Annotated in this window: 18 protein-coding genes; 8 read left to right on the forward strand and 10 right to left on the reverse strand. The window is 68.8% G+C overall.

What is annotated here, in order from left to right; genetic code table 11:
• The first annotated feature begins 217 nt into the window (after positions 1 to 217).
• Positions 218 to 1,195: an NAD-dependent epimerase/dehydratase family protein gene (locus EA796_RS17685; protein ID WP_122109556.1), complete on the forward strand. Its 978-nt coding sequence runs from the start codon at positions 218 to 220 to the stop codon at positions 1,193 to 1,195.
• Here EA796_RS17685 and EA796_RS17690 read toward each other — a convergent pair.
• Together EA796_RS17690 and EA796_RS17695 are read right to left on the reverse strand one after the other, a co-directional pair.
• A complete protein-coding gene (locus EA796_RS17690; RefSeq protein ID WP_021442739.1) occupies positions 1,164 to 1,379 on the reverse strand; it encodes a dodecin in 216 nt (71 codons plus the stop codon). The genes EA796_RS17685 and EA796_RS17690 overlap by 32 nt on opposite strands.
• A gap of 67 nt (positions 1,380 to 1,446) precedes the next feature.
• Positions 1,447 to 2,334, reverse strand: a complete 888-nt coding sequence (locus EA796_RS17695) for a LysR family transcriptional regulator (RefSeq protein ID WP_122109557.1) — start codon at positions 2,332 to 2,334, stop codon at positions 1,447 to 1,449.
• A gap of 130 nt (positions 2,335 to 2,464) precedes the next feature.
• Between EA796_RS17695 and trpB the strand changes: the two genes are divergently transcribed.
• Together trpB and trpA are read left to right on the forward strand one after the other, a co-directional pair.
• Positions 2,465 to 3,679, forward strand: coding sequence for a tryptophan synthase subunit beta (gene trpB, locus EA796_RS17700; RefSeq protein ID WP_122109558.1), 1,215 nt, complete (start codon positions 2,465 to 2,467; stop codon positions 3,677 to 3,679).
• The gene (gene trpA / locus EA796_RS17705; RefSeq protein ID WP_122109559.1) at positions 3,676 to 4,485 is read left to right on the forward strand and encodes a tryptophan synthase subunit alpha; all 810 of its coding nucleotides are present in this window, start codon (positions 3,676 to 3,678) and stop codon (positions 4,483 to 4,485) included. The genes trpB and trpA overlap by 4 nt, the downstream gene beginning before the upstream one ends.
• A 33-nt stretch (positions 4,486 to 4,518) precedes the next feature.
• Here the strand turns inward: trpA and EA796_RS17710 are convergent, their stop codons facing one another.
• Positions 4,519 to 4,767 (reverse strand): hypothetical protein, encoded by a 249-nt coding sequence (locus EA796_RS17710; protein WP_021444663.1) that lies wholly within the window; start codon positions 4,765 to 4,767, stop codon positions 4,519 to 4,521.
• Between the two features lie 122 nt (positions 4,768 to 4,889).
• Between EA796_RS17710 and EA796_RS17715 the strand changes: the two genes are divergently transcribed.
• Entirely contained in the window at positions 4,890 to 5,633 is a 744-nt protein-coding gene (locus EA796_RS17715; RefSeq protein WP_122109560.1) for an SDR family oxidoreductase, read from the forward strand.
• A gap of 52 nt (positions 5,634 to 5,685) precedes the next feature.
• On the opposite strand, the gene dkgB is transcribed toward EA796_RS17715, so the two are convergent.
• Both dkgB and EA796_RS17725 read right to left on the reverse strand, forming a co-directional pair.
• Positions 5,686 to 6,489, reverse strand: a complete 804-nt coding sequence (gene dkgB, locus EA796_RS17720) for a 2,5-didehydrogluconate reductase DkgB (RefSeq protein ID WP_122109561.1) — start codon at positions 6,487 to 6,489, stop codon at positions 5,686 to 5,688.
• A 24-nt stretch (positions 6,490 to 6,513) separates the two neighbouring features.
• Entirely contained in the window at positions 6,514 to 7,725 is a 1,212-nt protein-coding gene (locus EA796_RS17725; RefSeq protein ID WP_122109562.1) for an MFS transporter, read from the reverse strand.
• 100 nt (positions 7,726 to 7,825) lie between these two features.
• On the opposite strand from EA796_RS17725, the gene EA796_RS17730 reads away from it, so the two are divergent.
• Entirely contained in the window at positions 7,826 to 8,719 is an 894-nt protein-coding gene (locus tag EA796_RS17730; protein ID WP_021446180.1) for a LysR substrate-binding domain-containing protein, read from the forward strand.
• 134 nt (positions 8,720 to 8,853) lie between these two features.
• Here the strand turns inward: EA796_RS17730 and pbpG are convergent, their stop codons facing one another.
• Positions 8,854 to 9,756 (reverse strand): D-alanyl-D-alanine endopeptidase, encoded by a 903-nt coding sequence (pbpG, locus tag EA796_RS17735; protein ID WP_031304122.1) that lies wholly within the window; start codon positions 9,754 to 9,756, stop codon positions 8,854 to 8,856.
• Between the two features lie 238 nt (positions 9,757 to 9,994).
• On the reverse strand, positions 9,995 to 10,915 hold the full coding sequence (locus tag EA796_RS17740) for a LysR family transcriptional regulator (protein ID WP_122109563.1): 921 nt from the start codon (positions 10,913 to 10,915) through the stop codon (positions 9,995 to 9,997).
• Between the two features lie 113 nt (positions 10,916 to 11,028).
• On the opposite strand from EA796_RS17740, the gene betC reads away from it, so the two are divergent.
• The 3 genes from betC (at position 11,029) to EA796_RS17755 (ending at position 15,128) form a co-directional block, all read left to right on the forward strand.
• On the forward strand, positions 11,029 to 12,537 hold the full coding sequence (gene betC / locus EA796_RS17745; RefSeq protein WP_122109564.1) for a choline-sulfatase: 1,509 nt from the start codon (positions 11,029 to 11,031) through the stop codon (positions 12,535 to 12,537).
• 37 nt (positions 12,538 to 12,574) lie between these two features.
• Entirely contained in the window at positions 12,575 to 13,495 is a 921-nt protein-coding gene (gene choX, locus EA796_RS17750) for a choline ABC transporter substrate-binding protein (RefSeq protein WP_122109565.1), read from the forward strand.
• A 61-nt stretch (positions 13,496 to 13,556) separates the two neighbouring features.
• Positions 13,557 to 15,128 (forward strand): SulP family inorganic anion transporter, encoded by a 1,572-nt coding sequence (locus tag EA796_RS17755; RefSeq protein ID WP_021446185.1) that lies wholly within the window; start codon positions 13,557 to 13,559, stop codon positions 15,126 to 15,128.
• Between the two features lie 226 nt (positions 15,129 to 15,354).
• Here the strand turns inward: EA796_RS17755 and EA796_RS17760 are convergent, their stop codons facing one another.
• The 3 genes from EA796_RS17760 to hemF are packed head-to-tail and all read right to left on the reverse strand — an operon-like array spanning position 15,355 to position 17,527.
• Entirely contained in the window at positions 15,355 to 15,711 is a 357-nt protein-coding gene (locus tag EA796_RS17760; protein ID WP_122109566.1) for a DOPA 4,5-dioxygenase family protein, read from the reverse strand.
• A gap of 17 nt (positions 15,712 to 15,728) precedes the next feature.
• On the reverse strand, positions 15,729 to 16,550 hold the full coding sequence (gene aroE / locus EA796_RS17765) for a shikimate dehydrogenase (protein ID WP_122109567.1): 822 nt from the start codon (positions 16,548 to 16,550) through the stop codon (positions 15,729 to 15,731).
• Between the two features lie 59 nt (positions 16,551 to 16,609).
• Positions 16,610 to 17,527 carry an oxygen-dependent coproporphyrinogen oxidase gene (gene hemF / locus EA796_RS17770; RefSeq protein ID WP_122109568.1) on the reverse strand — a complete coding sequence of 306 codons (918 nt, stop codon included), beginning with the start codon at positions 17,525 to 17,527 and terminating at the stop codon, positions 16,610 to 16,612.
• Positions 17,528 to 17,577: the final 50 nt, after the last annotated feature.

Here is a 17,577-nt window from a genome sequence, read left to right on the forward strand (position 1 = left end):
TGTGCGCGGCGCCACACCATTCGTCCCGCTGGCGTGAATCGCCATGGCCGCTGGCGAGTTCCGCCACTGCCAGAGGGCGAGCCTGTGCCTAGCCTGGCGCCGGGCTGCAAACAATAACCACAAGGCCCGTTTATCAAGTGGCCACGCCCGTCGCGGTGGGGCCCTTTCGGCAGTTGAACGGGCCAGGGCGGATGCCGCGATCCGCCGGGAGACTGCTATGCGCGTTCTGATCACCGGCGCGGCCGGCTTTATCGGCCATCAGCTGCTCGACGAGCTGGCCATCCAGCATCCCAACTGGACGCTGATCGCCGCCGACATCCGCCCGCTTGACAGTCGCGGCCTGAAGGCCAACGTCGAGCCGGTGCTGCTGGACATGGGCCGCCCGGCCCAGGTGCGCGCCTGCATAAGCGGCTGGAAGCCGGACGCCATCGTCCACCTGGCCACGGTGATCCGTCCGCCGCGCGACATGAGCGAGGCGCACCTGCACGCCATCGAGGTCGGCGGCACCCAATGCCTGGTGGACAGCGCCGTCGCCAACGGCGTGCGCCAACTGGTGGTGACCAGCTCCGGCGCCGCCTACGGCTACGCCGCGGACAACGCCGAGTGGATCGATGAAGACCAGCCGCTGCGCGGCCACCCGCATTTCGCCTACGCCAGGCACAAGCTGGAGATCGAGCAACTGCTGGCGCGCTGCCGCGAGGCACATCCGCAGCTGCGCCAACTGGTGCTGCGCCCCGGCACCATCCTCGGCAAGCGCCTGAACAACCCGATCAGCGACCTGTTCAAGAAACGCGCGGTGCTCGGCGTGCGCGGTCACGCCAGCCGCTTCGTGTTCATCTGGGAACAGGACGTGGTCGGCATCATCCGCCAGGGCCTGGAGGAGGCTCGCGAGGGCATCTATAACCTGGCCGGCGACGGCGCGCTGAGCCTCAAGGAAATCGCCGCGATCCTCGGCAAGCCCTACCGGCCGCTGCCGGCGGCGCTGCTCGGCGGCGCGCTGCGCCTCCTCAAGCCGCTGGGGTTGAGCCAGTACGGCCCGGAGCAACTGGACTTCCTGCGCTACCGGCCGGTACTGACCAACCAGCGGCTGAAGCAGGAGTTCGGCTACCAGCCGCGCTATTCCAGCCGCGAAGCCTTCCTCGCCTTCCTCGCCGCCCAGGGCATCAGCTACCGCTCAGACGAAAGCCGACCTTGAGCTCGACCTGGTAGTGCGCCACCTTGCCGTCGAGGATATGCCCGCGGGTGTCGATGACTTCGAACCAGTCCATATTGCGCACGGTCTTGGCGCATTCGGCCAGGGCGTTCTGGATGGCGTCCTCGATGCTGATCTTGGAGGTGCCGACGATTTCGATCTTCTTGTAGGTGCGATGGTCGGACATGCTGTGCGCTCCGCAGTGGGCCTGCAGCAAGCCTAGACCACGCCGCAGGGGTTGCGCGCGCGCCGTGCTAGGCCTGCAGCTCGCGCGTCAACCAGGCGGCCAGGCGCTCGGCGCGTGGATCGCGGACGCGCCCCGGCACCCACAGCGCCAGGCGCGCCTCGGTGGCGACGAAGCCCCAGGGCGCGACCAGGCGACCGGCGGCCAAATCGTCGGCCACCAGCGGCTGCGGCGCGATGGCCACGCCGAGACCGGCGGCAGCCGCCTCCAGCAGGTAGTAGAGGTGCTCGAAACCCTGGCCCTGCTGCAGCCGCGCCGGCTCCAGGCCCTGCGCCGCGGCCCACTGCGGCCAGGCCTGGGGACGCGAGGCGGTGTGTAGCAGCGGCTCGTCGAGCAGCGTCGCGGCAGGCGCCCCCTGCAGGCGCGCATAGCCGGCAAAGCGCGGGCTCAGCACCGGCCCGATCCGTTCGATATCGAGCTCGTGCACCTGCATGTCCGCCGGCCAGGGCGGCGCGGCGAAGCACAGGGTGGCGTCCACTCCGGGGCGGCGCGGGTCCAACTCGCCCTCGCTGGCCGACAGCTGCAGGCGCAGCTCCGGCAGCTCGCGGTTGAGGCGATCCAGGCGCGGGATAAACCAGCGCGCCAGCAGGCTGCCGGGGCAACCGAGCACGAAGGGCGCGCCGTCCTGACGCTGGCGCAGCTCGGCACAGACGCCGCGCAGGCGCTCGAAGGCATCGCTGGCCGCATCGCGCAGGCGCATGCCGGCATCGGTGAGTTTCACGCCGCGGCCGTCCTTGTCGAACAGGCTGACGCCGAGCTGTTCTTCCAGCGCACGAATCTGCCGGCTCACCGCGCCATGGGTGACATGCAGCTCCTCGCCGGCGCGGCTGATGCTCTGCAGGCGGGCGGCGGCCTCGAAGGCGCGCAGGGCATTCAGCGGGGGCAGTTCGCGATTCATTGATTTGTGATTTTTCCTGACAGTTCAGGGCAATCTAATCGCTTTTCAGCCTGCCCGCCAGGGGTAGAATGGCGCCATTGCCAAACCTCCTGCCCGCTCGTGGGCAGAGGCCCCAGACAGGAGCTCGACCATGACCTCATTTCGCACCGGCCCCGACGCGCGCGGCCTGTTCGGCCGCTTCGGCGGTCAGTTCGTCGCCGAAACCCTGATGCCGCTGATCAACTCGCTGGCCGCCGAATACGAGAAGGCCAAGAGTGATCCAGCCTTCCTCGAAGAACTGGCCTACTTCCAGCGCGACTACATCGGCCGCGCCAGCCCGCTGTACCATGCCGAGCGCCTCTCCGAGCACTTCGGCGGGGCGAAGATCTACCTCAAGCGCGAAGACCTCAACCACACCGGCGCGCACAAGATCAACAACTGCATCGGCCAGATCCTCCTGGCCAAGCGCATGGGCAAGCAGCGCATCATCGCCGAGACCGGCGCCGGCATGCACGGCGTGGCCACCGCCACGGTGGCCGCGCGCTTCGGCATGCAGTGCGTGGTGTACATGGGCACCACCGACATCGACCGCCAGCAGGCCAACGTCTTTCGCATGAAGTTGCTCGGCGCCGAAGTGATCCCGGTCACCGCCGGCACCGGCACCCTCAAGGATGCGATGAACGAAGCCTTGCGCGACTGGGTGACCAACGTCCACAACACCTTCTACCTGATCGGCACCGCCGCCGGCCCGCACCCGTACCCGGCCATGGTGCGCGACTTCCAGTCGGTGATCGGCAACGAGGTGCGCGAGCAGATCCTGGCGAAGGAAGGGCGTCTGCCCGACTCGCTGGTGGCCTGCATCGGCGGCGGTTCCAACGCCATCGGCCTGTTCCACCCCTTCCTCGACGATGTCGGCGTGCAGATCGTCGGCGTCGAGGCGGCCGGCCACGGTGTCGATACCGGCAAGCATGCGGCGAGCATGGCCGGTGGCGCGCCGGGCGTGCTGCACGGCAACCGCACCTTCCTGCTGCAGGACGATGACGGCCAGATCACCGATGCCCACTCGATTTCCGCCGGCCTCGACTACCCCGGCGTCGGCCCGGAACACGCCTGGTTGCACGAGATCAAGCGCGTCGAATACGTGCCGATCAGCGACGATGAAGCCCTCGCAGCCTTCCACCAGTGCTGCCGCCTGGAAGGCATCATCCCGGCCCTGGAAAGCGCCCACGCGCTGGCCGAAGCCTTCAAGCGCGCGCCGAAACTGCCCAAGGATCACCTGATGGTGATCAACCTGTCCGGTCGTGGCGACAAGGACATGCAGACCGTGATGCACCACATGCAGGACAACCAGGAGAAGCACGCATGAGCCGCCTGCACAACCGTTTCGCCGAACTCAAGCAGGAAAACCGCGCCGCGCTGGTCACCTTCGTTACCGCCGGCGACCCCGACTACGAGACTTCCTTGCAGATCCTCAAGGGCCTGCCGGATGCCGGCGCCGACCTGATCGAGCTGGGCATGCCGTTCACCGACCCGATGGCCGACGGCCCGGCCATCCAGCTCGCCAATATCCGCGCTTTGGGGGCCAAGCAGACGCTGGCCAAGACCCTGCAGATGGTTCGCGAATTCCGCGAAGGCAACCAGAGCACGCCGCTAGTGCTGATGGGCTACTACAACCCGATCTTCGTCTACGGCGTCGAGCGCTTCATCGCCGACGCCAAGGCCGCCGGCGTCGACGGCCTGATCGTGGTCGACCTGCCGCCGGAGCACAACGACGAGCTGTGCGAGCCGGCGCAGAGCGCAGGCATCGACTTCATCCGCCTGACCACCCCGACCACCGACGACGACCGCCTGCCCACCGTGCTGGCCGGCAGCTCCGGCTTCGTCTACTACGTGTCGGTGGCCGGTGTCACCGGCGCCGGCGCGGCGACCCTGGATCACGTCGAGCAAGCCGTGGCGCGCCTGCGTCGCCACACCGACCTGCCCCTGTGCATCGGCTTCGGCATCCGCACCCCGGAGCATGCCGCCGAAGTGGCGCGCCGCGCCGAAGGCGTGGTGGTGGGCTCGGCGCTGGTCGACCAGATCGCCAAGGCCAACAGCCCGCAGCAGGCCATCGATGGCGTGCTCGGCCTGTGCGCCCAGTTGGCCGAGGGCGTGCGCGTAGCACGCGGCTGACCGTCAAGCGCCGGGGGCGATCCCCGGCGCCACTCAGAGATCGTGACCGTGCCCCCAGGCCTGGTTCTGCGCGCGCCGGTCGACGCCGCTGCGCCGATCCTCCTCGAAGCGAATGGTCACTCGACGATCCACGCCGCTGCGGCGCTCGCGCTTCTTGCGCGTATCGATCTTCGACGCCTGCGCTTGCACCGCAGGCGCCTGCGCTTGCGGCGCGGCGTCCTCCTCCAGCGGTACCAAGGCCAGATCCTCCAGCGACAGACTGGAAAACTGTGTTTTATCCATGATTTGCTCTCCCGTTACTGCGGTCCGCCGGGCGCAGGCCCATTGCGACTAGAGTTAGGCTAGTAGAAGTGGCCGCCAGGCGACAGCACCCCTGGTCCGACGCCTTTGCACCTGGAGCGCCTATGCACAGATCCCTGCTGATCACCGGTGCCAGCCGCGGCATCGGCCGCGCCACCGCCCTGCTGGCCGCCGCCCGCGGCTGGCGCGTCGGGGTCAACTACCACAGCGACCGCGCCGCCGCCGACGCGCTGGTGGCGCAGATCGAAGCCATGGGCGGCCAGGCCGTCGCGCTGCAGGCCAACGTGGCCGAAGAAAGCCAGGTGCTGCGCCTGTTCGAGGCGATGGACGCCTTCGGCCCGCTGCACGGCCTGGTGGTCAACGCCGGCATAGTCGCACCGCCCCTGCCGCTGCTGGAGATGAGCGGCGAACGCCTGCGGCGCATGTTCGCGGTCAACGTGCTGGGCAGCTACCTCACCGCCCGCGAGGGCGCCCGGCGCATGGCCCGCAGCCTTGGCGGCGAAGGCGGGTCGATGGTGCTGGTGTCGTCGGTGGCGGCCAGCCTCGGCGCGCCCTTCGAGTACGTCGACTACGCCGGCGCCAAGGGCGCGCTGGACGTGCTGACCCGCGGCCTGGCCAAGGAGCTGGGCGGCGAGGGCGTACGGGTCAACGCCGTGCGCCCCGGGTTGATCGACACCGAGATCCACGCCAGCGGCGGCCAGCCGGACCGCGCCGAGCGCCTGGGCAAGAGCACCCCGCTGGGCCGCGCCGGGCGGGCCGAGGAAGTGGCCGAGGCGATCCTCTGGCTGCTCGACGACAGGGCCAGCTACACCACCGGCGCGCTGGTCGATATCGCCGGCGGGCGGTAGGGCCCAGGGTCGCGGCTGAAGCCCCTCCCACAGCCTACTGCGGGTGGGGGGCTCAGTCCCAGCGCGGCGCGAACCCCGGGTTGGCCACACGCTCGCCGCGCTCCAGGCCGGCGATGGCGGCCATGTCCTCGGCGCTCAGGCGCAGCTCGGCCGCAGCCAGGTTGGCGGCCAGATTCTCGCGCCTGGTCGAGGAGGGGATCACCGCATGGCCCTGCTGCAGCGACCAGGCCAGCGCCACCTGCGCCGGGCTGGCGCCATGGGCGGCGGCGATGCGCTGGATCGCCGGCTCGGCCAGCACCTTGCCGTAGGCCAGCGGCATATAGGCGGTCAGGTGAATGCCTTGCTGGCGGGTGAAGTCGACCAGCCTGCGATTCTGCAGCAGCGGGTGAATCTCCACCTGGTGGGTGGCGATCTCGTCCGCCCCCACCGCATCGATGGCCTGGCGCAGATGGGCGATGGTGAAGTTGGACACGCCGATGGCCGCGGTCAGTCCCAGGCGCTTGGCCTGCAGCAGTTCGCCCAGGTACTGCGTCACGGGGAGCTCGTCGCCCGGCGACGGCCAGTGGATCAGCGCCAGGTCGACCCGCTCCAGCCCCAGGCGCCGCAGGCTCTCCCGCAGGCTGGCGATCACCCGGCCGCTGCCGAGGTTCTCGGTCCAGATCTTGGTGGTGACGATCAGCTCGTCGCGCGCCACGCCGCTGGCGGCGATGGCCTGGCCGACCTCGGCTTCGTTGCCATAAATCTGCGCCGTGTCGATATGCCGATAGCCCAGTTCCAGCCCCGTGCGTACCGAATCGATGGCGACCCGGTCCTTGAGACGGAAGGTGCCGAGGCCGAAGGCAGGGATGAATTTCATGCGCAATCTCCTTGATTGACGGAATCAGTGACCGACCACCAGGCCGGAGCGGGCAGTGCCCGCCTCACGCAGCGCCGGGTTGCGGCGGTCCAGACGACCGCTCCAGGCGGTCAGCGCCAGCGCGCCGAGCACCACCAGCGCGCCGATCCAGGCGGTGTGGATCAGGCCGAGCTGGGCGACGATATGCCCGCCGAGCCAGGCGCCTCCGGCGATGCCCAGGTTGAAGGCGGCGATATTCAGGCCCGAGGCCACATCCACCGCCTGCGGGCTGAAATGTTCGGCCTGCCGCACCACGTAAAGTTGCAGTCCCGGCACGTTGCCGAAGGCCACGGCGCCCCACAGCAACACGGTGCCCAGGGCCAGCCAGGGATTGTCGGCGGTGAGGCCGAGCAGCAGCAGCACACCGGCGAGCAGGGCAAAGATCAGCTTCAGCGCCGCAATCGGCCCGCGCTGGTCGGCCAGCTTGCCACCCCAGACGTTGCCCACGGCAACCGACACGCCATAGACCAGCAGCACCAGACTCACCGCACCGGCGCTGAAGCCGCTGAGCTCCTGCAGGATCGGCGCGAGAAAGGTAAAGGCGGTGAAGGTGCCGCCGTAGCCGAGGGCGGTCATGGCATACACCAGCAGCAGGCGCGGCTGCTTGAGCACGGCCAGTTGGGTCAGCAGCGAGGCAGGCGGGGTATGAGCGATACCGCGAGGGATATACAGCAGGCTGCCGACGAAGGCGATCACGCCGAGGGCGGACACCGCCAGGAAGGTCTCGCGCCAGCCGAAGTGCTGGCCGATAAAGGTACCCAGCGGCACGCCGGTGACCAGCGCCACGGTCAGCCCGGTGAACATGGTGGCAATGGCACTGGCGGCCTTTTCCTTGGACACCAGGCTGGTGGCGATGGTCGAGCCGATGGAAAAGAACACGCCGTGGGCCAGGCCGGTGACGATGCGCGCGACGATCAGCGACTCGTAGCCCGGCGCCTGCCAGGCCAGCAGGTTGCCGGCGCTGAACAGCAGCATCAGGCCGAGCAGCAGAGCCTTGCGCGGCAGCTTGCCGGTCAGCGCGGTAAGCAGCGGCGCGCCGACCGCCACGCCGAGGGCGTAGAGGCTGACCAGCAGGCCGGCGGAGGGCAGATCGACCCCCAGATCGGTGGCGATGGTGGGTAACAGGCCGACGATGACGAACTCGGTCGTGCCGATGGCGAAGGCGCTGAGGGCCAGCGCGAGCAGGGCAATGGGCATGGAATGGCTCCGCAATGAGGTTGATGGCGCGCAGTATCCGAGCCAGACTCATGCGGAAAAAGCCGATAACCCAGCAAAGACCTTTGCCTGAAGATCAACAATGAAAACCAGCCTGGAAGAAATGCTCGCCTTCGTCCGCGTGGTCGACAGCGGCTCGATCAGCGCCGCCGCCGCGCAGCTGGAACAGACCGCCTCCGGGGTGAGCCGCGCGCTGAGCCGGCTGGAGGAAAAGCTCGCCGTCACCCTGCTGCGCCGTACCACCCGGCGCCTGGAGCTGACCGAGGAGGGCGAGCTGTTCCTCGCCCAGGCGCGGCGCATCCTCGCCAGCGTCGAGGACGCCGAGGAGCAGATGGCGCTGCGCCGCCAGGCGCCGGCCGGACGGCTGCGGGTCAACACCGCCTCGCCCTTTATGCTGCACGTGATAGTCCCGCTGATCGGCGAGTTTCGCGCGCGTTACCCGCAGATCGAGCTGGAACTGCACAGCGACGACCGCATCATCGACCTGCTGGAGCGACGCACCGACCTGGCCATCCGCATCGGTGCGCTGCCCGACTCCAGCCTGCACGCCCGGCCGCTGTGCCACAGCTGGCGACGGGTGCTGGCCAGCCCCGGGTATCTCGCGCGCCACGGCACACCGGACAGCGTCGAGGCGCTGAGCGGGCACAGCCTGATCGGCTTCACCGAGCCGGACGGGCTCAACGACTGGCCACTGCGTCACGCCCAGGGCGAGCGCTGGCGCATCACCCCGAGCATCCGCGCCTCCAGCGGCGACACGCTGCGCGAACTGGCGCTGGCCGGCGAGGGCCTGGTGTGCCTGTCGGATTTCATGACTGACGCCGATCGGGCCAGGGGCGATCTGGTCGAGGTGCTGGCCGAGCAGCGGGTCGAGGTGCGCCAGCCGATCAATGCGGTGTACTACCGCAACACCGCGCTGGCCTCGCGCATCACCTGCTTCCTGGATTTCCTCAGCGAGCGGCTGGGCAGCCACGGCTAGCTGCCGCCGGTGATGAATGGCCGGGGTGCGCGGCGCAACCTACCCGGCGCGCGGCGCCAGCTGCAGGTAAGGGACGCCGGATCGACCTATCCAGAGGTCAACGAAAAAGGGCGACTCATCGAGTCGCCCTTCCTTCACTGCCCGGCCTGCAGGTTCCACTCCGCCAGCTTCTGCCGCTTGTAGCTCAGCGCCGCGGCCGGCACCGGGGTGACCTTGCCGGTTTCCATCCAGCGCTTGAGGCGGTTGGCGTCGGCCATATGGGTGTACTTGCCGAAGGCGCCGAGCACGACGAAGGCCACCGGGCGATGGTTGATCGAGGTGAGCATCACCAGGCAGCGGCCGGCGGCGTTGGTGAAGCCGGTCTTGCTCAGGTCGATGTCCCAGTCGGCCTTGCGCACCAGCGCGTTGGTGTTGCGAAAGCCCAGGCTGTAGGCGGGCTTGCGGAAGCTCACGGTGGCCTCGGAGTCGGTGCTGAACTGGCCGATCAGCGGGTACTGCTGCGCCGCCTTGAGCATCAGCGCCAGGTCGCGGGCGGTGGCGACGTTGTGCTCGGACATGCCGGTGGGTTCGACGAAGCGGCTGCTGTGCATGCCCAGCGCCTTGGCCTTGGCGTTCATCGCCGCGACGAAGGCCGCGTGGCCGCCCGGATAGTGGTGGGCGAGGCTGGCGGCGGCACGGTTTTCCGAGGACATCAGGGCCAGGTGCAGCATGTCGCGGCGGCTGACCTCGCTGCCGATGCGCACCCGCGAGTAGACGCCCTGCATTTCCTTGGTGTCGCGGATGGTGATGGGCAGCACCTGGTCCAGCGGCAGCTTGGCGTCGAGCACCACCATGGCGGTCATCAGCTTGGTCACCGAAGCCACCGGCAGACGCAGGTCGGGGTTGCTGGCATAGAGTTCCTGGCCGGTCTTCAGGTCGACCAGCAGCGCGCTGCCGGCGGCCAGTTCCTGCTGGGGCTTGGCCGGGGCGGCCTCAAGGTTCGAAACTGCAAGGCCGCCGCACAGCAGCAGGGCCAAAATCGAATGACGGAGTTTCACGGTTCACTTCACCGGTTGAGTAGAGGGGCCTGAGAGCCTGTTCAAAGTCTCGCGAGCTAGAGCAATGCAAGGCAAGAACAGGCGAGGAAGCGGAGTGTACTTTTGTACATGAGCATTCCGAGCCTGTTTTTAACGCAGCAGTGCCGACGCGCAGCAGACTTTCAACAGGTTCTGAGGGCGAACCCTCGGGCGGCGCCCAGTATTGGGACTCGCCGCACGCTCTTGCAGTATGGCTCGCTCAGAGGCTTTGTGCCGGCAACTCCAGCTCGGCCTGCAGCCAGTCGACGAAACGCGCGGTCAGGCGCTGACGGCGTTTGCGCTCGGGCAGCACCAGGTAGTAGCCCAGCGCCGACTGCGCCTCGGCATCGCCCAGGCGACAGAGCAGGCCCTGGGTCAGCAGCTCGTCGACCAGGTGGCGCCAGCCGATGGCCACGCCCTGGCCGGCGATGGCCGCCTGGATCAGCAATGTGTAGTTGTCGAAGCGCAGCGCCCCGGGGGTCGGCACGGCGGCTATGCCCAGGGCGCGGAACAGGCCGTCCCAGTCGAACCAGCGCGAGCGGTGCTCGGGGCGCAGGTGCAGCAGCGGCAGTTCGGCCAGCACCGACGCCGGCAGCGGCGGCTGGCGCGCGCCGAGCAGGCGCGGGCTGCACACCGGGAACACCTCCTCGCGAAACAGCAGGTGCGCCTCACCGTGCTTGAAGCGGCCGTCGCCGAAGCGGATGGCCACGTCGATATCGCTGGGCACGCTGGCCGGGTCGCGCTCGCTGGTGATCAGGCTGACGTCCACCTCCGGGTACAGGCGGTTGAAGCGCTGCAGCCGCGGCATCAGCCAGTAGGCGGCGAAGGCGAAGTCGGTGGCCACCTGCAGCACCTCGTGCTGCTGCCGCGCGGTGACCGCGGCCAGGCCCGCGTCGAGGCTGGCCAGCCCCTCCTGCACGTGGCCGAGCAGCAGCTCGCCGGCCTCGGTGAGGACGATGCCGCGGTAGACCCGGTCGAACAGGCGCGTGGCCAACTGCTGCTCGAGGCGCTTGATCTGCTGGCTGATGGCCGGCTGGCTGCTGCCCAGCTCGCTGGCGGCGGCGGTGAAGCTGAGCTGGCGCGCCGCCGACTCGAACACCCGCAGCGCCTCCAGGGCCACGCCGTCGAGTGCTTTATGCATAAGCTGAAGTTATCCGAGTCATGTCTTTGAGGCGGGTTTACCCCGTCGCCGTTCTAGCGGAATCATGAAGCCCGCACTGTCGCATAAACTTACAGTATGGAATAGCCGCCGCCATGAGCCGCCCCAATATCCTCTTCATCATGGCCGACCAGATGGCCGCGCCGATCCTGCCGCTGCACGATGCCGCCTCGCCGGTGCAGATGCCCCACCTGATGAAGCTGGCCGAACGCGCCGTGGTGTTCGACTCGGCCTACTGCAACAGCCCGCTCTGCGCGCCGTCGCGCTTCAGCCTGGTCAGCGGCCGGCTGCCGTCGCAGATCGGCGCCTACGACAACGCCGCCGACTTTCCCGCCGACGTGCCGACCTACGCCCACTACCTGCGCCGCCTCGGCTACCGCACCGCGCTGTCGGGCAAGATGCACTTCTGCGGCCCCGACCAGCTGCACGGCTACGAGGAACGCCTGACCAGCGACATCTACCCGGCCGACTATGGCTGGGCGGTGAACTGGGACGAGCCGGAGGTGCGCGCCAGCTGGTACCACAACATGTCCTCGGTGCTGCAGGCCGGCCCCTGCGTGCGCAGCAACCAGCTGGATTTCGACGAGGAGGTGGTGTTCAAGGCCCGCCAGTACCTCTACGACCACGTGCGCCTGACGCCGCAGCAGCCGTTCTGCCTGACCGTGTCGATGACCCACCCGCACGACCCCTATACCATCCCGCGCGAATACTGGGATCGCTACGAAGGCGTGGACATTCCCCTGCCGCGCCAGCACCTCGAGCAGAGCGAGCAGGACCCGCACTCGCAGCGCCTGCTCAAGGTCATCGACCTGTGGGACCAGCCGCTGCCGGCGGACAAGATCCGCGACGCCCGCCGCGCCTACTTCGGCGCCTGCAGCTATATCGACGACAACATCGGCAAGCTGCTGAAGACCCTGGAAGAATGCGGCCTGGCCGAGGGCACCATCGTGGTGTTCTCCGGCGACCACGGCGACATGCTCGGCGAGCGCGGCCTCTGGTACAAGATGCACTGGTTCGAGATGGCCGCCCGCGTGCCGCTGCTGGTGCATGCGCCGCAACGCTTCGCCGCGCGCCGGGTCGGCCAGGCGGTCTCGACCCTCGACCTGCTGCCGACCCTGGTGGAGCTGGCCGGCGGCCGGGTCGAGGAGGGCCTGGCACTGGACGGCCGCTCGCTGCTGCCCCACCTGCGGGGCGAGGGCGGTCACGACGAGGTGCTCGGCGAATACATGGCCGAAGGCACCACCAGCCCGTTGATGATGATCCGCCGCGGGCCGTGGAAATTCGTCTACTCGGAGCAGGATCCGCTGCTGCTGTTCGACCTGGCCCGCGATCCGCAGGAACGCGAAAACCTGGCCGGCTCGGCGGATCACCAGGGCGTGCTGGCCGAGTTCCTCGCCGAGGCACGCACGCGCTGGGATATCCCGGCGATCCACGCCGCCACCCTGGCCAGCCAGCGCCGTCGGCGCCTGGTGGCCGAGGCGCTGAGCCAGGGCAAGCTGACCAGCTGGGACCACCAGCCCTGGGTCGACGCCAGCCAGCAGTACATGCGCAACCATATCGATCTCGACGACCTCGAGCGCCGCGCCCGTTATCCCCAGGTTTGAAGCACTGCCGCCCCCAACCAGAAGAAGGAGAAACGTGATGAACCGAATCAGCGTGCTGCTACTGACCGGACTGCTGAGCAGTGCCGGCAACGCCTGGGCCGAGGACGCCAGCTGCGCCAAGGTCAAACTGGGCGATCCGGGCTGGAGCGATATCGCCGTGACCAACGGCATCGCCAGCTTCCTCCTCGAGGGCCTCGGCTATCAGACGCAGAGCCAGACCCTGGCGGTGCCGATCATCTACGCCGGGCTGCAGAAGGGCCAGATCGACGTGTTTCTCGGCAACTGGATGCCGGCGCAGCAGAGCAACTACGACAAGTTCGTCGCCAGCGGCGAGGTGGACCAGCTGGCGCAGAACCTCGACGGCACCGAGTACACCCTGGCCGTGCCGACCTACGCCTATGAGGCCGGGGTGAACACCTTCGCCGACCTCGACAAGCATGCCGACAAGTTCGACAGGAAGCTCTACGGCATCGCCTCCGGCTCGCCGGCCAACGAGTCGATCAGGCAGATGATCGCCGCCGACGAGTTCGGCCTGGGCGACTGGACGCTGGTGGAGTCCAGCGAACAGGCGATGCTGGTGCAGGTCGGCCGCGCGGTGAAACGCGAGCAGTTCGTGGTGTTCCTCGGCTGGACGCCGCACCCGATGAACGTGCAGTACGACATGAACTACCTGCGCGGCGGCGAGAAGTATTTCGGCGCCAGCGGCCAGGTCAACACCCTGGCGCGCAAGGGCTATGCCCAGCAGTGCCCCAATGCCGGCAAGCTGCTGAGCAACCTCAAATTCACCCAGGAGATGGAAAACAGCATCATGGATCGGGTGCTCAGCAAGCAGGCCAGCAACGACGCCGCGATCAAGGCCTGGCTGCAGGCCAACCCGCAGGTGCTCGATGCCTGGCTGGACGGCGTCACCACCCGCGACGGCGGCGACGGCCTGGCCGCGGTCAAGGCGCGGCTTTGAAATAGCCGAGGCAATTGCGTAGGGTGGGGCCAGCCTGCCCACCCTGCCGAGCCTGATCTCGATGCCGCTACCCGACCTCCAGACCCTGCTGCCCTTCCTGCGCTGGCTGCCCGGCATCAGCCGCAAGACCCTCGGCAACGATCTGCTGGTGGGCCTGAGCGGCGCCGTGCTGGCCCTGCCGCAGTCGCTGGCCTATGCGCTGATCGCCGGGCTGCCGGCCGAATATGGCCTGTACGCGGCCATAGTGCCGGTGATCGTCGCCTGCCTGTGGGGCTCGTCCTGGCACCTGATCTGCGGGCCGACCGCGGCCATCTCCATCGTCCTGTTCACCAGCGTCAGCCCCATGGCCGCGGTGGGCAGCGAGCGGTTCATCGCCCTGGTGCTGCTGCTGACCTTTCTCGCCGGGCTGTTCCAGTGGCTGCTCGGCCTGCTGCGCTTCGGCGCGCTGGTCAACTTCGTCTCGCAGTCGGTGGTGCTCGGCTTCACCCTCGGCGCGGCGCTGGTGATCGCCATCGGCCAGTTGCCCAACCTGCTCGGCGTGGAAGTGGCCAGCCAGGCCACCGCCCTGGCCAGCCTGCTGCAGATCGGCCAGCACCTGGGCGACGCGCACTGGCCGAGCCTGGCCGTGGCGGCCGGCACGTTGCTGTTCAGCCTGGGCATACGCCGGCTGTGGCCGAAGGCGCCGGCGCTGCTGCTCGGCCTGGTCGCCGGCAGCGTGCTGGTGTGGCTGCTGCCGCCGCGGCTGGTCGGCGAGATCGCCCTGGTCAGCGCCTTCGAGGGCGGCCTGCCGCCCTTCACGCCGCTGCAGTTCGACCTCAACAGCCTGCTACAGCTGCTGCCGGCGGCGGTGGCCTGCGGCATGCTCGGCCTGGTCACCAGCCTGTCCATCGCCCGCGCCCTGGCGGTGAAATCCCAGCAGTTCCTCGACGCCAACCAGGAGGTGCGCGCCCAGGGCCTGTCGAACATGCTCGGGCCCTGGTTCGCCGGCTCGCTGTCGGCCGGCTCCTTCACCCGCTCGGCGCTGAACCTGCAGGCCGGCGCGCGCACGCCACTGGCCGGGGTGTTCTCGGCGCTGCTGGTGGCGCTGTTCGCCCTGTTCGGCGCCGCGCTGCTGGCACATATCCCGCTGCCGGTGATGGCCGCCGGCATCCTGCTGATCTGCTGGGGCCTGGTCGACCTGGCGGCGATTCGCGCGCTGCGCCGGGTCAGCCGCGCCGAGTTCGCGGTGATGCTGCTGACCCTGGCGGCGACCCTGCTGCTGGAGCTGCAGACGGCGATCTACGCCGGGGTACTGGCCTCGCTGTTCTTCTACCTCAAGCGCACCTCGCAGCCGCGCGTGCGCCTGTGGCACGACGGCGACGACGAGGTGCTGCGCATCGACGGCTCGATCTTCTTCGGCGCCTGCCACTACCTCCAGCAGCTGCTGCAACGCAGCCGCGGCCAACGCCTGGTGATCGACGCCCGGCATATCAACTTCATCGACTACGCCGGGGTGGAGATGCTGCACCAGGAAGCGCGCCGCCTGCAGGCCCTGCAACGCAGCCTGGTTCTGCGCCAAGCGCGGCCGCAAGTGGTGGAGGAGATCCTCAAGCTGGAAGGCGCCGAACGCTGCCCGGTGCAGTTCGAGGAATGACCGCGCTCCGTAGCTTGGGTTGAGGCGCCTGCGACGAAGCCCAACAGGGGTGTATGAGCGGCGGATTGGCGGGGTGGCGGGAGGTCAGTCGGGCGGAGCTCGGCGTGCTCCCTGTTGGGCTTCGCTGCGCTCAGCGCCAACCAACGCGCTGGCCGATGCAGCAACGCAAAACCCGATCAGCGCGCTACCGATGCGCCAACCGGCGGCGCAAGCCGCGGGCGACGGCTCAGTCTGGCTCGGTGTCGAGCACGCTCAGATCCAGCGGGCGCGACTGGCCCAGCCACAGCGCCCAGTCGCGGTGGTCGCGCAGCTCATCGCCGGTGATCGGGTGCACCAGCACGTTGAGCCCGCCGCGATGCTGCAGCAGCCAGGGCAGCAGTTCGCCGAACAGCTCGGGACGAAAGGCCAACTGGCAGCTCCAGTCCGGGTGCGGGCCGACCGGGCGCTCATGCAGCCGGCCCATCTTCAGCGGGAAACGCCGCGCGGCCTCCTCGCATAGCGCGCGGGCCTGCTCCAGGCTGGCGGCGTCGAAGTAGACATGGGCGTGGTAGCCCTTGATCCGCGGCAGCGCGTCGTCGTTCATCACGGCCTCCGAGGGCTTCAGCCCGCCAGCTGGCGGCGCAGTTCGGCCAGCACCGGCGCGGTGTCCGGGCGCACGCCGCGCCACAGTTCGAAGGCTTCGGCGGCCTGCTCGACCAGCATGCCGAGGCCGTCCAGGCAGCGCGCCGCGCCCTGATCAAAGGCCCAGCGGTTGAAGGCGGTGGGCTCGCGGCCGTACATCATGTCGTAGCAGACCGTGTGCCCCGCCTGGATCAGGCTCGGCGCGATCGGCGGCAGCTCGCCGCCGAGGCTGGCCGAGGTGCCGTTGACGATCAGGTCCACCGGCGCGTCGAGCCAGTCGAAGCCGGCGGCGACCAGCGGGCCGAGATCGGCGAACTCGCGCACCAGCTGCTCGGCCTTGCTCACCGTGCGGTTGGCGATCACCAGCACCGCCGGGCGCTGGGCCAGGAAGGGCGCGAGCATGCCACGCACGGCGCCGCCGGCCCCGAGCACGAGGATGCGCTTGCCGGTCAGGCTGAAACCGGCGTTGTCCTGCAGGTCGCGGGTCAGCCCGGCGCCGTCGGTGTTGTCGCCGAGCAGGCGGCCGTCTTCCAGCTTCTTCAGGGTGTTCACCGCACCGGCACGGCGGGCGCGTTCGCTCAGCTGGTCGGCGAGGCGGAAGGCCTCTTCCTTGAACGGCACGGTGACGTTGCCGCCCAGGCCCTCGGCGAAGAAGGCGCGGGCGCAGCCGGCGAAGTCGTCCAGCGGCGCCAGCAGCGCCTCGTAGCTGAGCTGCTGGCCGGTCTGTTCGGCGAACAGGCGGTGGATCAGCGGCGACTTGCTGTGGCCGATGGGGTTGCCGAAGACGCAGTAGCGGTCCATGAGAAATCCTGTTTGTGTAGGCGCCAGTCCGTAGCCCGGATGAAATCCGGGCTACGCGTTCACGGCAGCGTCGAGAGCCAATCGCGATCGGTCAGAAAATACTCGGTCAGGCGCGCTTCTTCGCTACCCGGCTCGGGCTTCCAGTCGTAGCCCCAACGTACCATCGGCGGCAGCGACATGAGGATCGACTCGGTGCGCCCGCCGGACTGCAGGCCGAACAGGGTGCCGCGGTCGAATACCAGGTTGAACTCGACGTAACGGCCACGGCGGAAGGCCTGGAACTCGCGCTCGCGCTCGCCGAAGGGGGTCAGCTTGCGGCGTTGGACGATGGGCAGGTAAGCCGCCAGGTAGGCATCGCCGATGGCGCGCATGAAGGCGAAGCTGGTGTCGAAGTCCCACTGGTTGAGATCGTCGAAGAACAGCCCGCCGATGCCGCGCGGCTCGCCGCGGTGCTTGAGGTGGAAGTAGCGGTCGCACCAGGCCTTGAACCTGGGGTAGACCTCGGCGCCGAACGGTGCGCAGGCGTCATGGGCCACCTGGTGCCAGTGCACGCAGTCGTCTTCGTTGGCGTAGTAGGGGGTCAGGTCGAAGCCGCCGCCGAACCACCAGACCGGCTCCTCGCCCTCCTTCTCCGCGCTGAAGAAGCGCACGTTGGCGTGGGAGGTGGGCACATGGGGATTTTCCGGGTGGATCACCAGCGACACGCCGAGGGCCTGGAAACCGCGCCCGGCCAGCTCCGGGCGATGGGCACTGGCCGAGGGCGGCAGGCTGTCGCCGAACACGTGGGAGAAGTTGACCCCGCCCTTCTCGATCAGCGCGCCGTTCTCGATCACCCGCGTGCGCCCGCCGCCGCCGGCCGGCCGCTGCCAGGCGTCCTCGGCGAACCGGGCCTGGCCGTCTTCGGCCTCGAGGGTGGCACAGATGCGGTCTTGCAGGTCGAGCAGGTAGGCCTTCACGGCCTCGGTACGGTCAGTCACGGCGGCACCTTGAGCGGGAGCGAATCGAAATCGGCGGGCAGCATAGCACT

The organism is Pseudomonas sp. AOB-7 (genome assembly GCF_003696305.1).
In the GTDB taxonomy this organism is placed as follows: domain Bacteria; phylum Pseudomonadota; class Gammaproteobacteria; order Pseudomonadales; family Pseudomonadaceae; genus Aquipseudomonas.

Coding starts and splice junctions, on each gene's coding strand:
- EA796_RS17715 (WP_122109560.1), top strand. CDS start 4,890: ATGCACAGATCCCTGCTGATCACCGGTGCCAGCCGCGGCATCGGCCGC.
- EA796_RS17755 (WP_021446185.1), top strand. CDS start 13,557: ATGCCGCTACCCGACCTCCAGACCCTGCTGCCCTTCCTGCGCTGGCTG.
- EA796_RS17730 (WP_021446180.1), top strand. CDS start 7,826: ATGAAAACCAGCCTGGAAGAAATGCTCGCCTTCGTCCGCGTGGTCGAC.
- trpB (WP_122109558.1), top strand. CDS start 2,465: ATGACCTCATTTCGCACCGGCCCCGACGCGCGCGGCCTGTTCGGCCGC.
- EA796_RS17695 (WP_122109557.1), bottom strand. CDS start 2,334: ATGAATCGCGAACTGCCCCCGCTGAATGCCCTGCGCGCCTTCGAGGCC.
- EA796_RS17690 (WP_021442739.1), bottom strand. CDS start 1,379: ATGTCCGACCATCGCACCTACAAGAAGATCGAAATCGTCGGCACCTCC.
- EA796_RS17740 (WP_122109563.1), bottom strand. CDS start 10,915: ATGCATAAAGCACTCGACGGCGTGGCCCTGGAGGCGCTGCGGGTGTTC.
- betC (WP_122109564.1), top strand. CDS start 11,029: ATGAGCCGCCCCAATATCCTCTTCATCATGGCCGACCAGATGGCCGCG.
- choX (WP_122109565.1), top strand. CDS start 12,575: ATGAACCGAATCAGCGTGCTGCTACTGACCGGACTGCTGAGCAGTGCC.
- EA796_RS17725 (WP_122109562.1), bottom strand. CDS start 7,725: ATGCCCATTGCCCTGCTCGCGCTGGCCCTCAGCGCCTTCGCCATCGGC.
- EA796_RS17685 (WP_122109556.1), top strand. CDS start 218: ATGCGCGTTCTGATCACCGGCGCGGCCGGCTTTATCGGCCATCAGCTG.
- dkgB (WP_122109561.1), bottom strand. CDS start 6,489: ATGAAATTCATCCCTGCCTTCGGCCTCGGCACCTTCCGTCTCAAGGAC.
- aroE (WP_122109567.1), bottom strand. CDS start 16,550: ATGGACCGCTACTGCGTCTTCGGCAACCCCATCGGCCACAGCAAGTCG.
- trpA (WP_122109559.1), top strand. CDS start 3,676: ATGAGCCGCCTGCACAACCGTTTCGCCGAACTCAAGCAGGAAAACCGC.
- EA796_RS17760 (WP_122109566.1), bottom strand. CDS start 15,711: ATGAACGACGACGCGCTGCCGCGGATCAAGGGCTACCACGCCCATGTC.
- EA796_RS17710 (WP_021444663.1), bottom strand. CDS start 4,767: ATGGATAAAACACAGTTTTCCAGTCTGTCGCTGGAGGATCTGGCCTTG.